Annotated in this window: 1 pseudogene; it reads left to right on the top strand. The window is 71.5% G+C overall.

Annotation, left to right across the window (positions count from 1 at the left end):
- Positions 1 to 473: pseudogene (locus IF89_RS39635) on the top strand (transposase); the annotation flags it as partial.

Consider the following 473-nt stretch of genomic DNA (forward strand, 5'->3'; position numbering starts at 1 on the left):
GGGGAGTTCATTTGGCCGTACCTGCCGGCGGCGAGTGCGGCCCGTGCCCCGAGCGGCGGTGACGGCAGTTCGAGGGCGTGATCTGGCGATTTCGGACGGGTGGCCAGTGGAGGGAGATGCCTCAGGAGTTCGGCGCCTGGTCGACGGTCCGCAACCGCTTCCGGCAGTGGAGGGACGCCGGGGTCTTCGAGACCCTACCGGAGGGCGCGATCGCGGAGGCCGCCAAGCGGGGCGAGGTGGGCTTGTCGCTGGTCAGCGTGGGTTCCACCACCGTCCGCGCCCACCACGACGCCGCCGGGATGCACCTCGACCCCGACACGCTCGCCGACCTGGAGAAGGCCGCCGGGGAGGCGGATAAGGCCCGGCAGAAGGGGGCGGCCCGAAGGAGCAAGCCGGGCAGGACACCGCAGACAGTCTGGAACGGGACGAGCGACGACGTGTCCGACGCAGACGCAAGATCCGCCTGAAGGCGG

Source organism: Streptomyces sp. NRRL F-2664, assembly GCF_000719345.1.
Taxonomy (GTDB): Bacteria; Actinomycetota; Actinomycetes; order Streptomycetales; family Streptomycetaceae; genus Streptomyces.